This is a genomic window from Klebsiella sp. NPDC088457 (assembly GCF_044900465.1).
In the GTDB taxonomy this organism is placed as follows: Bacteria; Pseudomonadota; Gammaproteobacteria; order Enterobacterales; family Enterobacteriaceae; genus Klebsiella.
On the sequence record NZ_JBJDNH010000042.1, the window covers coordinates 30,588 to 43,503 of the forward strand.

The window sequence follows — 12,916 nt, forward strand, 5'->3', positions numbered from 1 at the left end:
ATAAAACGTCCTTTAAGACGAAGAGTCAAGCATCAAAAAGCGGACAAATTATACGGTGACGCCTCGTGATTTCAAACAATAAGTAGCAAAATAGTGAATAAATGTTTAATTATTTTCCGACAGGCAACTTTTCCTGCATTTCGTCAATCTGTGAGCACTCATACAAAACTGCAAATACTGAGAAAACACAGCGACTAAAGCGTGCATCAGATCACATATTAAACATTTTAGGGTTAAGCGAATTAATTCCGTTCATAAATTGTCTGTTTTCATCGTTTTGATATTAAACATAAAAAATGAGGAGTTTTTATAAAACAACACCACATACAATAAAAACCTTTTATTGACATTTATAATAAAAATTTAACATCACTATATCTTGTCAGCGTCTCAATTTTTAGCGCGCTGATATTTTCAATGTTGACTATTTTAGCGGTAAAGCAATGTGCCAAAGTTAACCGCTGGAAAAGCCATGGTAAAAATATGGTTAAAGGCGTTCCGATAATACCGCGTAGTGACCGTTATTTTTGTAACATGCGGCGGGCGCACTTTTTTCACATTTTTTGATAAAAATTAAATCATTTTTGGCTTAATAACCACCAGGTGACGCTCCCCTTCCAGCTGAGGAACCTGCAGCTCAATAATCTGGCTCACCACATATCCTTCCGGGAGATGAGCGATTTCATCTTCCTGAGCCACGCCTTTCAGCGCGTAAAAACAGCCGTGCTCTGCTGGCAGATGGCGGCACCAGCTCACCATATCATTCAGCGAGGCAAATGCGCGGCTGATGACGCCATCGAACGGCGGCTCTGCGGGGTACGCTTCCACGCGGCTTTGTACCGGCGTAATGTTATCCAGCTTTAACTCATGCTGAACCTGACGAAGAAAGCGCACGCGCTTGCCAAGGCTATCCAGCAGCGTGAAATGTGATTGCGGACGCACGATAGCCAGTGGAATCCCCGGCAGCCCTGGCCCCGTTCCGACATCAATAAAACGACTCCCCTGCAGGTATGGAGCGACAACAATGCTATCGAGAATATGGCGCACCAGCATCTCGTTCGGGTCACGGACGGAGGTCAGGTTGTAAGCTTTGTTCCACTTATCAAGCAGTCCAACGTAGGCCACCAGCTGGTTTTTCTGGTGATCGGTGAGCGAAATACCTGCTTCATCCAGCAGAAGGGAGAGTTTGTTGAGCACGTTCAGTACCTGTCCAGAAATAATGAGCCCGGAGGCGATGACGCTTACCGGGCTGGTGAATCAAAAAAGGCGGAGACACCATGCGTTCTCCGCAAAAAAACCGACTGTCAGGGCGATCAGGCGCTGCGGCGCAGCATCCCCTGCTTTTTCAGCCATACCAGCAAAATGGAAATCGCCGCCGGCGTAATGCCGGAAATCCGCGACGCCTGGCCGATCGAAGACGGCTTGTGATCGTTCAGCTTGGCAATGACTTCATTCGACAGTCCGATCACCTGACGGTAATCGAGCGTTGCCGGCAGTATGGTATTTTCATTGCGCTGCTGTCTTTCGATCTCTTCCTGCTGGCGGGCGATATACCCTTCGTATTTCACCTGGATCTCGACCTGCTCGGCGGCCTGCGCATCTTCCAGACCCGGAGCGAATGGCGACAGCTGAACCAGCTGCCCGTAGGTCATTTCCGGGCGACGGAGTAAATCTTCCCCGCTGGCTTCGCGGGAGAGCGGTGCTGTCAGGTGAGTATTCACTTCTTCAGCGCTGTCCGCCGCCGGATAAACCCAGGTCGATTTCAGACGCTGACGCTCAAGTTCGATGCTTTCCAGCTTCTCATTGAAGCGTGCCCAACGTTGATCATCCACCAGGCCCAGCTCGCGCCCTTGTTCGGTCAGACGCAGATCGGCGTTATCTTCACGCAGCATCAGACGGTACTCGGCGCGGGAAGTGAACATGCGGTACGGCTCTTTGGTACCCAGCGTGCACAGATCGTCGACCAGCACGCCAAGGTAAGCTTCAGAGCGAGCCGGCGCCCAGCCCTCTTTTTCCGCGGAGAAACGCCCGGCATTCAGGCCGGCAAGCAGCCCCTGAGCCGCAGCTTCTTCGTAACCGGTGGTGCCGTTAATCTGGCCGGCAAAGAACAGACCCTGAATATATTTGCTTTCCAGCGTCGGCTTCAGGTCGCGCGGATCGAAGAAATCGTACTCAATAGCGTAGCCTGGACGGACGATTTTCGCGTTCTCCATGCCCTGCATTGAGCGAACAATTTGCATTTGTACATCGAACGGCAGACTGGTGGAGATGCCGTTAGGATAAATTTCGTTGGAGGTCAGTCCTTCCGGCTCGAGGAAGATCTGGTGCTGATTACGATCGGCGAAGCGCATCACTTTATCTTCGATCGATGGGCAGTAACGCGGGCCGATCCCTTCAATCACCCCGGCATACATCGGGCTGCGATCGAGGTTATTACGGATAACGTCATGGGTTTTCTCGTTGGTATGCGTGATGTAGCACGGCACCTGACGCGGATGTTGATCCGCGGATCCCATGAACGAGAATACCGGCATGGGAGTATCGCCATGCTGTTGCGCCAGTACGCTGAAATCGATGGTCCGCGCGTCAATCCGCGGCGGGGTCCCCGTTTTCAGACGGCTCACGCGCAGCGGCAGTTCACGTAAACGACGAGAGAGCGGGATGGACGGCGGATCGCCGGCACGGCCGCCGCTGTAGTTATCCAGCCCGATATGGATCTTGCCGTCCAGGAAGGTGCCGACGGTCAGCACGACCGCTTTAGCACGGAATTTCAGCCCCATTTGAGTCACCGCGCCGACAACCCGATCGTTCTCGACAATCAGATCCTCAACCGCCTGCTGGAAGATCATCAGATTTGGCTGGTTTTCCAGCGCCGTACGTACCGCCTGACGGTACAGCACGCGGTCCGCCTGAGCTCGGGTGGCTCTCACCGCCGGGCCTTTGCTGGCGTTTAGTATCCTAAACTGAATGCCTGCCTGGTCGATCGCTTTCGCCATCAGTCCGCCAAGCGCATCCACTTCTTTTACCAGGTGTCCTTTCCCAATGCCGCCAATCGCCGGGTTGCAGCTCATCTGCCCCAACGTGTCGATATTGTGTGTCAAAAGCAGGGTCTGCTGACCCATTCGCGCTGCGGCCATCGCGGCCTCAGTGCCTGCATGACCCCCGCCAATGATGATGACGTCAAAAGGATCCTGATAAAACATGGTGGTATGCCTCGCATAAAGCGGTTTGAAAATGGATTGAAGCCCGGGCCGTGGATTCTACTCAACTTTAGTCGATCGAGAAAGCTCCGGGATCCTGAGTATTAAAAAGAAGATCTTTTATTTAGAGATCTGTTCTATTGTGATCTCTTATTAGGATCGAACCTTTCTGTGGATAAGCCGGATCCGCGTTGTAAGATCAAACGCTTAAGAAGGATCACTATCTGTGAATGATCGGTTATCCTGTTCCGTATAAGCTGGGATCAAAATGAAGGGTTATACACAGCTCAAAAAGCAGTCAACGGTTATACTTTGGATAACTACCGGTTGATCAGAGCTTTTGAGTGTAGTTATCCACAGAAGATCGGACGATCTTTACAAAACTTAGAGCAAGTTTTTCCAGGATCCGAGCCAAATCTCTGCCGGATCTTCCGGAATTTCATGTTCCAGGACATTTATCTTCAGCGTTTCGCCTATCTGTTTTGCGCCACACGCCTTCAGCGCGCTATCGATCTTATCAATAGCCCCGCAGAAGGTGTCATATTCACGACTACCGATCCCGACTGAACCAAACCGAACGGCAGAAAGGTCGGCTTGCTGTTCCTGCAGCGCTTCATACCACGGCAGCAGGTTGTCAGGGATATCACCCGCGCCATGAGTAGAGGAGATAACCAGCCAGATCCCGTCAGCCTGCAGATCTTCGATCAACGGTCCATGCTGGATTTCGGTGCTATAGCCCGCCTCTTCCAGCTTTTCAGCCAGATGCTCCGCTACATATTCCGCACTGCCCAGGGTACTGCCGCTGATAAGCGTAATGTCTGCCATGATCGCCTGCTCAATTATTCAGAGTGCCACATTGTACGCTGTGTGAGAGCTGGGATCTACCTGTGGAAAATGTGGGATTAAAAAAGCCCGATCACGGGCGGATGGTGCGCATAATCGGGTTCTGCAGGGAGATCAGCGTCTCGGTGGACTGAATTTCATCGATTGTTTGGATCTTGTTGATAAGTACCTGTTGCAGAGCGTCGATCGACCGGCACATTACTTTAATAAAGATACTGTAGTGCCCGGTGGTGTAGTAGGCCTCGGTGACCTCCTCGAGACTTTCCAGTTTGGCCAGCGCGGAAGGATAGTCTTTGGCGCTTTTCAAAATGATGCCGATAAAGCAGCAAACGTCGTAGCCGAGCTGTTTCGGATTCACGTCGATGCGTGCGCCGGTGATAATGCCCGCTTGTTTCATCTTCTCTACGCGAACGTGGATCGTACCCGGGCTGACGCCAAACTGTTTGGCCAGCTCGGCATAGGCGGTACGCGCATTGGCCATGAGGGCTTCCAGGATGCCGCGATCCAGATTGTCGATCTGATAATTTTCCATAGGTTTTTCTTATGATGTTTGATGATTCTTTCTATATTAGCCGTATATTTTAATGAATAAAAAGTGAAGATGGCTTTTTGTTGTTTGATTATTGAATTGGTAGCCATTTTTGTTGCTTAATCAATAGCAACAGGACGCAGGAGTAATAAAAAATGAAAACCGCATACATCGCAAAACAACGCCAGATTAGTTTCGTTAAGTCGCATTTTTCCCGCCAGCTGGAAGAGAAGCTTGGTCTGATTGAAGTCCAGGCACCGATTTTAAGCCGTGTAGGAGACGGGACTCAGGACAACCTGTCTGGTTGCGAGAAAGCGGTTCAGGTGAAAGTGAAAACACTGCCAGACGCCCGCTTCGAAGTGGTTCATTCACTGGCGAAATGGAAACGTCAAACCCTGGGACAACACGACTTCAGCGCGGGCGAAGGGCTGTACACGCACATGAAGGCCCTTCGCCCCGATGAAGACCGGCTTTCCGCTATTCACTCTGTTTACGTCGACCAGTGGGACTGGGAGCGCGTCATGGGGGATGGTGAACGCCATACTGAAACGCTGAAATCGGCCGTAGAAGCGATCTACGCCGGGATCAAAGCGACCGAAGCGGCGGCCTGCAAAGAGTTTGGCCTGACGCCGTTCCTGCCTGAGCAGATTCAGTTTGTTCATAGCCAGCAGCTGCTGAGCCGTTATCCGGACCTCGATGCCAAAGGGCGTGAGCGGGCGATTGCCAAAGAGCTGGGCGCCGTCTTCCTGATGGGGATTGGCGGCAAGCTCTCCGATGGCCAGCGTCACGACGTTCGTGCGCCGGATTATGATGACTGGAGCACGCCGGCTGGCGAAGGTTTTGCCGGTCTCAACGGTGATATCCTGGTGTGGAACCCGGTTCTGGAAGATGCGTTTGAGCTCTCTTCAATGGGGATCCGCGTGGACGCTGAGGCGCTGAAGCGTCAGCTGGCGATCACCGGGGATGAGGATCGCCTGGAACTGGAGTGGCACCAGGCGCTGCTGCGTGGCGAAATGCCGCAGACTATCGGCGGCGGCATTGGCCAGTCCCGTCTTACCATGCTGCTGCTGCAGCTTGACCATATCGGCCAGGTACAGTGCGGCGTGTGGCCAGCACAGGTCCGTGAGAGCGTCGCTGCGCTTCTTTAACTGGCCTGTTAACGCCGCCAGCGGCGCAGCAGGCGGCTACGCAACCCGGTATCAAAACGCCAGATATGGTCGAAGATGCGCATGATGCCGGGTTTGCCATGTACTGACATCGCCACCGCATGAAAACGATGCTGATGTTTGCGCTGTAGCTCTCCCACCTTATTGATCACCTCATCCGGCAGACGCTGGGCAATAAAATCGGAAATCACCACCGCATCGGCATCCACCCACTGCGGGTTCTGCATCCGTTCGATAACGGCGCGGAAACAGCTGGCAAGATCGGTGCCGCCGCGAAAGCGTTGGCTCAGAAAACGGATCGCCTGCTCCAGACCCTGCGGGCCAGTCAGCTCATAATGCACGACTTCGCTGGAGAACAGCATAATAAAGCAGCGGCGATTATCCGCCAGCGCCACCCGCATTAACGCCAGGCAAAACGCCTTGGCGCACTGTTCGTTGAAGCCCCCCATCGATCCCGAAGTGTCGACGCAGACGATAAACGGCCCGCGCGGCTGCTCGTCAAAATCCTGACGGGTGACCGGCCTCTCGGTGATTTTTTCCCGCCAGGCGTCGCCATGGAGCCGGTAGGTCAGCAGCTGCTTTTCCACCAGCTTGCGGTAGAACTCGAACTCCAGTTCGGTTATCCCCAGCGTTGCCAGCTCCGGTGGAAGCAGCCGTAGAATATCGTCACTCTGCTGCAGGCCATCCACCTGTTCCGGCACCGTTGCCGGTTCGCGAACCAGGGTGCGAAAAGCCTCCATCGGCGCATCCTTTTTCGGCACCGATTTCGCTTCCCGCGAGCGGCCTAGCTGCTCAGCAAGATGCATGAGTTCCGGCTGCTGGCTGAGAAAATCGCCATATCGAATAATCAGCTGATAATCGCCGCGCTTGAGTTCGCCGGCGCTCATATCCCACAGGCGGCCCGCGGCGTTATCGTTTTCGACCAGCACCGGTTCCAGCTGCCCGCTGAGGGTCATCCGCTCCTGTACTTCGCTGAGCAGCTGGTCGCGCTCTTCATCCAGCAGCTGCTGGTTGAGGGTCGTCGCCTGCACCACCAGACTCAGGCGCCAGCGCTGTAAAAACAGCGTATGCAGCGCCGGTGTAAAGGTGGCGTTGTCATCCACCAGCTGCTGCGCCTGGGCGGCAAACGGGGATTGCAGTTGATGTAGCTGGCCAAGGATCTGCGGCAGCTGCACGATGAACTGCGAGGTGGAGAGCAGCTGCGATCGTTGGTAGGTCAGAACTTCAGCATCCAGCTCCGGCGGGACATGAGTCTCCTTGAGCCGCGCACGGACTGATTCCCGCCAGCGCGGGATATCGGCGGCGATAATGTTTTTCAGCCGCGGAAATTTTTCAAAGAAAACGGCAAGCTGCGGGGAGGCCAGCAGCGCCAGCAGCATCTCTTCGATCATCCCCTCTTCGCTGACTGCCAGCATGACATTCAGCATATCCAGGGTCATGGCTGTCGCGCCTGTTTAATCTGCGCGCCGACGTCCTGCAGGCTGGCTTCGATACGCCCCAGCCAGTCGCCGGGAATAAACAGACATTTTTGCTGTTCGCTAAAGCGGTTGTGTTGCTGGTGCCACTCGTCATCCAGCGCTTCCAGCTGCTGCCTGATTTCCGCCGGCATGTTTTCCTGCGATTCGCTACCGGGCAAGGAGAGGCGGGAGCCCTGCAGACTGACGTCGCGTACCACCAGATGCTGGCTGGCATCTACATCGATGTTGAGCTGCTGGGCGAAACCAATGCCGTTAAGCTTGCCGCGGATCTCGCCGCCCTTTTCCAGCCAGTGCGACAGCTCTTCGCGAACGAAGCTGATATGGATAACCTCTATGTCATGCAGCTTAAGCGGCTGCTGGAGCAGCAGGGTCAGCGTGGCATCCTGTATCTCCGCAGGTAACTCATAATGTGGCTTACGGCTGAACATGCCGCCGAGTCGGTTGACCTTCAATGCGGTTTTGTCGCTGTGCTGCTGCTGGATCTGAATGCGTCTTTGGGTGATTGTGCCGAGCCTGGTCAGCATCGCCTGCTGCTGCCAGGCATGGCTGGTCATTAAGGTTTCCAGCTGCTGCGCCATCAGATTCATACTTTCGATATCGTGCCACAGGCAATCTTTCAGCAGGATCAGGTCGATAGGCGCGATGGTATCGCGGCCGCTGAAGAAGGCGCTGGCCTGCAGCAGACGAATGGCTTTTTTCCAGCGTCGATCCGAAACATAAGGCGCTTTAGGCTGCGCATCCAGCTGCTGACGGAGCTGGAAGATCAGCTCAAACACGTTGTCCGGCAGTTTGACGGCACTGATATCCTGCTGCCATTGCTTAAACTCTTCATCGCTGACCTGCAGGCTGGCGGGAACCGGATTGCTGCTTTCATCCTGCTGGCTTATCAGCATTGAGCGGAAGTTCGTTTTGTCCTGGACTTTATCCAGCCACAGGCGAATAAGCATGCGGTCGTAGAGCGCTTCCAGGCTGCTGTCTGCTTCCGGCAATTCGTTTGAGGCCGCCACCAGCAGACGCATAGGGATTTTCTCTTCCGTCGCGCCGTTGCGGAAATGACGTTCGTTGATTGCGGTCAGGAGGGTGTTGAGGATCGCCGGCCCGGCTTTCCAGATCTCATCGAGGAAGACAATTTCTGCTTCCGGAAGATAGCCCGTCGTTAAGCGCTCGTAGCGTCCTTCATCCTTCAACGCCTGGATAGAAAGGGGGCCAAAAACTTCTTCCGGAGTGGAAAAGCGGGTCATCAGGTATTCAAATGCGCGGGCCTGCTGGAAGGCGAACTTGAGGCGACGGGCGATCAGGCTTTTGGCGATGCCCGGCGGGCCAAGTAAAAAAACGCTTTCACCGCTGAGCGCGGCAAGCAGGCAAAGTCGTATCGCGTGACTGCGTTCAAACAAGCCTTTTTCCAGGGAAGCGCTTAGCCGGGAAATTCTTTCTGCCAGTAAATGTGATTGAGCCATAATTGAGTTGCGTGCTTTTTCATGTGTCGTTATTGAGTCGAGTATAGATGTTTGGTCAGGGGTGGTAATAGCCTGAAGAATCGATTTATTTTCTTTGAGTCAGGTTAATATGATGTCAGTTAGGGGTACGATTCAGCAAATAATCGTGCATACTGTGCGCTTTTTGTGGGCCAAGGGACCAGGCACGCATTTGTTTTATATACACCAAAATGTTCAGGATGCGTCAAGGGATGAAATCCCCTGGAGCATAGATAGCTATGCGACCGAGGTTTCTGCGCGCAGCCGGCGCAGAGGCAGCTTGAAGCATAATGTGTATAAACGAAAAGACTAGTCTATGAGCTCTGATAATAAGCAATCGCTGCCAGCGGTAACGTTAGCGGCTATCGGCGTGGTATACGGCGATATCGGTACCAGCCCACTATATACACTTCGAGAATGTCTGTCTGGTCAGTTTGGGTTTGGCGTTGAACGTGATGCTGTTTTTGGCTTTCTGTCGCTGATTTTCTGGCTGTTAATCTTCACCGTATCACTCAAATATATCACCTTCGTTATGCGCGCTGACAACGCCGGTGAAGGGGGGATCCTGACGCTAATGTCGCTGGCGGGACGCAACACGTCCGCGCGAATGACATCGGTTCTGGTGATTCTGGGCCTGATTGGCGGTAGCTTTTTCTACGGCGAGGTGGTTATTACCCCGGCTATCTCGGTGATGTCGGCCATTGAAGGGCTGGAAATTATCGCCCCCGACCTGGATACCTGGATTGTCCCGATATCCATTATCGTGCTGACGCTGCTGTTTGCGATCCAGAAGCACGGTACCAGCATGGTGGGCAAGCTGTTCGCGCCGATTATGCTGATCTGGTTCCTGCTGCTGGCGGTGCTGGGAGCGCGAAGCATTCTGGCTAACCCGGAAGTGCTGCAGGCGTTGAATCCCTACTGGGCGGTTCACTTCTTCCTCGAATATAAAACCGTCTCGTTTGTCGCGCTCGGAGCGGTGGTGCTGGCCATTACCGGCGTTGAGGCGCTGTATGCTGATATGGGGCACTTCGGTAAGCTGCCGATTCGCCTGGCCTGGTTTTCAGTCGTACTGCCTTCACTGGTGCTGAACTACTTTGGTCAAGGGGCGCTGCTGTTAAAACATCCGGAAGCGATAAAAAACCCTTTCTTCCTGCTGGCCCCCGAGTGGGCGCTGATCCCGATGCTGATTATCGCTGCGCTGGCGACGGTTATCGCCTCGCAGGCGGTGATTTCCGGGGTCTTCTCGCTGACTCGCCAGGCGGTGCGTCTGGGCTATTTGTCGCCAATGCGCATTATCCATACTTCCGAAATGGAGTCCGGGCAGATTTATATACCGTTCATCAACTGGCTGCTGTACGTCTCGGTGGTCATCGTGATTATCAACTTTGAGCACTCCTCTAATCTGGCGGCGGCGTACGGTATTGCGGTGACCGGGACAATGGTGTTGACCACCATTCTTTTCACCACGGTGGCTCGTCAAAACTGGCACTGGAATAAATTCCTCGTGGCGCTGCTGTTTATCGCCTTTATGTGTATCGATCTGCCGCTGTTCTCGGCCAACCTGGATAAGATTGTCTCCGGCGGCTGGCTGCCGTTGACGCTGGGGCTGGTGATGTTCACCGTAATGACGACCTGGAAGAGCGAACGCTTCCGTCTGCTGCGTCGGATGCATGAACACGGCAATTCCCTGGAGGCGATGATCTCTTCCCTGGAAAAATCGCCGCCGGTTCGCGTTCCGGGGACGGCGGTATATATGTCCCGTGCGCTGAACGTGATTCCTTTTGCCCTGCTGCATAACCTGAAGCACAACAAGGTGCTGCATGAGCGGGTGATTCTGCTCACGCTGCGTACTGAAGATGCGCCTTATGTGCATAACGTCCGCCGGGTGCAGATCGAGCAGATTTCGCCGTCGTTCTGGCGGGTGGTTGCGAGCTACGGCTGGCGCGAAACGCCGAACGTGGAAGAGGTTTTCCACCGCTGCGGGCTGGAAGGTCTAAGCTGCAGGATGATGGAAACCTCGTTCTTTATGTCGCATGAGTCGCTGATTATCGGCAAACGGCCATGGTATCTGCGCCTGCGCGGCAAACTGTATCTGCTGCTGCAGCGCAACGCTCTGCGAGCGCCGGACCAGTTTGAAATCCCGCCAAACCGGGTGATAGAACTGGGTACCCAGGTCGAAATTTGATGGTCAGAAGCCCTTCCTCGTGAAGGGCTTTTTGTTGTTTTTTGCCGCAGTTCACTTTTCTTCCCTCGCGTTTGCGAAACGTTTCGATGGCGATCACATTTCTCTCTTCTGGCGATGGTTTTTCGCTCGCGGATTCACAATACTTTGTTCAGCGAAACGTTTCGCTAGTGGAGCAAAAGAGAAAAATGAAAAAAGGTACCGTACTTAACGCTGATATTTCCTCGGTTATCTCTCGCCTGGGTCATACCGATACGCTGGTGGTCTGCGATGCCGGTTTACCGGTTCCCCGCAGCAGCGCGCGCATCGATATGGCGTTAACTCAGGGCGTTCCCTCCTTTATGCAGGTTCTGGAGGTGGTGACAGCGGAAATGCAGGTCGAGGCGGCGATCCTTGCGGAAGAGATAAAAACGCATAATCCGCAGCTCCATGCGACGTTGCTCAATCACCTTGAGCTGCTGCAGCAACACCAGGGAAACACCATTGAAATTCGTTACACCAGTCATGAGCAGTTTAAAAAGCAAACCGCAGACAGCCAGGCGGTGATTCGCAGCGGGGAGTGCTCCCCGTATGCGAACATTATTCTCTGTGCCGGCGTGACGTTCTGAGGTCGCCGATATGGAAGCCTTATTGCAATTAAAGGGGATCGATAAAGCGTTCCCTGGCGTGAAGGCGCTCTCCGGCGCCTCGCTCAATGTTTATGCTGGCCGCGTGATGGCGCTGGTCGGGGAAAACGGTGCCGGCAAGTCCACCATGATGAAGGTGCTGACCGGTATCTATGCCCGCGATGCCGGTTCTCTCCTGTGGCTAGGTCAGGAGGTGGCGTTCAACGGACCTAAATCTTCCCAGGAAGCCGGGATCGGCATTATTCACCAGGAACTCAACCTGATCCCTCAGCTGACGATCGCGGAAAATATTTTCCTTGGTCGTGAATTCGTTAACCGGTTCGGCAAAATCGACTGGAAAAAGATGTATGCCGAAGCCGATAAGCTGCTGGCAAAGCTGAACTTACGCTTTAACAGCCAGAAGCTGGTGGGCGATCTGTCGATCGGCGATCAGCAGATGGTCGAAATTGCCAAGGTGCTGAGCTTTGAGTCGAAGGTCATCATTATGGATGAGCCGACGGATGCATTGACCGATACCGAAACGGAATCTCTGTTTCGCGTAATTCGCGAGCTGAAAGCGCAGGGGCGCGGGATTGTTTATATCTCCCACCGGATGAAAGAGATTTTCGAGATTTGCGATGATGTGACGGTATTTCGCGACGGGCAGTTTATCGCCGAGCGCGAGGTCGCCAGCCTTAATGAAGATCTGCTGATTGAAATGATGGTGGGCCGCAAACTGGAAGATCAGTATCCGCATCTGGATAAAGCGCCGGGGGCGATTCGCCTGAAGGTCGATAACCTGTGCGGCCCGGGCGTTGAAAATGTCACCTTCACCCTGCGTCAGGGGGAGATTCTCGGCGTCGCCGGGCTGATGGGCGCCGGTCGTACGGAACTGATGAAGGTGCTGTACGGCGCCCTGCCGCGCAGCAGCGGCTCCGTGACGCTCGACGGTCGTGAAGTGGTGACCCGTTCTCCTCAGGACGGCCTGGCGAACGGGATTGTCTACATCTCTGAAGATCGCAAGCGCGACGGCTTAGTGCTTGGCATGTCGGTGAAAGAAAATATGTCCTTAACGGCGCTGCGCTATTTCAGCCATGCCGGCGGCCGCCTGAAACATCAAGATGAACAGCAGGCGGTGAGTGATTTTATCCGTCTGTTTAATGTTAAAACGCCGTCAATGGAACAGGCGATTGGCCTGCTCTCCGGTGGTAACCAACAGAAGGTGGCCATCGCCCGCGGGCTGATGACGCGACCGAAGGTATTGATCCTTGATGAGCCGACCCGCGGCGTGGACGTCGGCGCGAAGAAAGAGATCTACCAGCTGATTAACCAGTTTAAAGCCGATGGTCTGAGCATCATTCTGGTCTCCTCGGAGATGCCGGAAGTGTTGGGCATGAGCGATCGCATCATTGTGATGCATGAAGGGCATCTCGGCGGT

The 12,916-nt window shown here is 54.1% G+C and carries 10 protein-coding genes; 4 read left to right on the top strand and 6 right to left on the bottom strand.

What is annotated here, in order from left to right; translation table 11 throughout:
• Positions 1–573: 573 nt before the first annotated feature.
• From rsmG to asnC, 4 genes are all read right to left on the bottom strand, one after another.
• Positions 574–1,197 carry a 16S rRNA (guanine(527)-N(7))-methyltransferase RsmG gene (gene rsmG, locus ACI2JR_RS22210; protein ID WP_132729072.1) on the bottom strand — a complete coding sequence of 208 codons (624 nt, stop codon included), beginning with the start codon at positions 1,195–1,197 and terminating at the stop codon, positions 574–576.
• Positions 1,198–1,313: 116 nt separating this feature from the next.
• Positions 1,314–3,203: a tRNA uridine-5-carboxymethylaminomethyl(34) synthesis enzyme MnmG gene (mnmG, locus tag ACI2JR_RS22215; RefSeq protein WP_132729070.1), complete on the bottom strand. Its 1,890-nt coding sequence runs from the start codon at positions 3,201–3,203 to the stop codon at positions 1,314–1,316.
• A gap of 381 nt (positions 3,204–3,584) precedes the next feature.
• Positions 3,585–4,025, bottom strand: coding sequence for an FMN-binding protein MioC (gene mioC, locus ACI2JR_RS22220; protein ID WP_132729068.1), 441 nt, complete (start codon positions 4,023–4,025; stop codon positions 3,585–3,587).
• 91 nt (positions 4,026–4,116) lie between these two features.
• Positions 4,117–4,575, bottom strand: a complete 459-nt coding sequence (gene asnC / locus ACI2JR_RS22225) for a transcriptional regulator AsnC (protein WP_462479486.1) — start codon at positions 4,573–4,575, stop codon at positions 4,117–4,119.
• 152 nt (positions 4,576–4,727) lie between these two features.
• Here asnC and asnA point away from each other — a divergent pair, with 152 nt between their 5' ends.
• A complete protein-coding gene (gene asnA / locus ACI2JR_RS22230) occupies positions 4,728–5,720 on the top strand; it encodes an aspartate--ammonia ligase (protein ID WP_462479487.1) in 993 nt (330 codons plus the stop codon).
• Between the two features lie 8 nt (positions 5,721–5,728).
• Here the strand turns inward: asnA and viaA are convergent, their stop codons facing one another.
• Both viaA and ravA read right to left on the bottom strand, forming a co-directional pair.
• Positions 5,729–7,177: an ATPase RavA stimulator ViaA gene (viaA, locus tag ACI2JR_RS22235; RefSeq protein WP_132729064.1), complete on the bottom strand. Its 1,449-nt coding sequence runs from the start codon at positions 7,175–7,177 to the stop codon at positions 5,729–5,731.
• Positions 7,174–8,673, bottom strand: coding sequence for an ATPase RavA (gene ravA / locus ACI2JR_RS22240; protein ID WP_132729062.1), 1,500 nt, complete (start codon positions 8,671–8,673; stop codon positions 7,174–7,176). Before ravA ends, viaA begins: the two co-directional genes overlap by 4 nt.
• 334 nt (positions 8,674–9,007) lie before the next feature.
• On the opposite strand from ravA, the gene kup reads away from it, so the two are divergent.
• From kup to rbsA, 3 genes are all read left to right on the top strand, one after another.
• Positions 9,008–10,876, top strand: a complete 1,869-nt coding sequence (gene kup / locus ACI2JR_RS22245; protein ID WP_132729058.1) for a low affinity potassium transporter Kup — start codon at positions 9,008–9,010, stop codon at positions 10,874–10,876.
• A 185-nt stretch (positions 10,877–11,061) separates the two neighbouring features.
• Positions 11,062–11,481, top strand: a complete 420-nt coding sequence (gene rbsD, locus ACI2JR_RS22250) for a D-ribose pyranase (RefSeq protein ID WP_132729056.1) — start codon at positions 11,062–11,064, stop codon at positions 11,479–11,481.
• A 10-nt stretch (positions 11,482–11,491) separates the two neighbouring features.
• Positions 11,492–12,916, top strand: a 1,425-nt coding sequence (gene rbsA, locus ACI2JR_RS22255) for a ribose ABC transporter ATP-binding protein RbsA (protein ID WP_462479488.1), incomplete at its 3' end; no start/stop codon positions are given.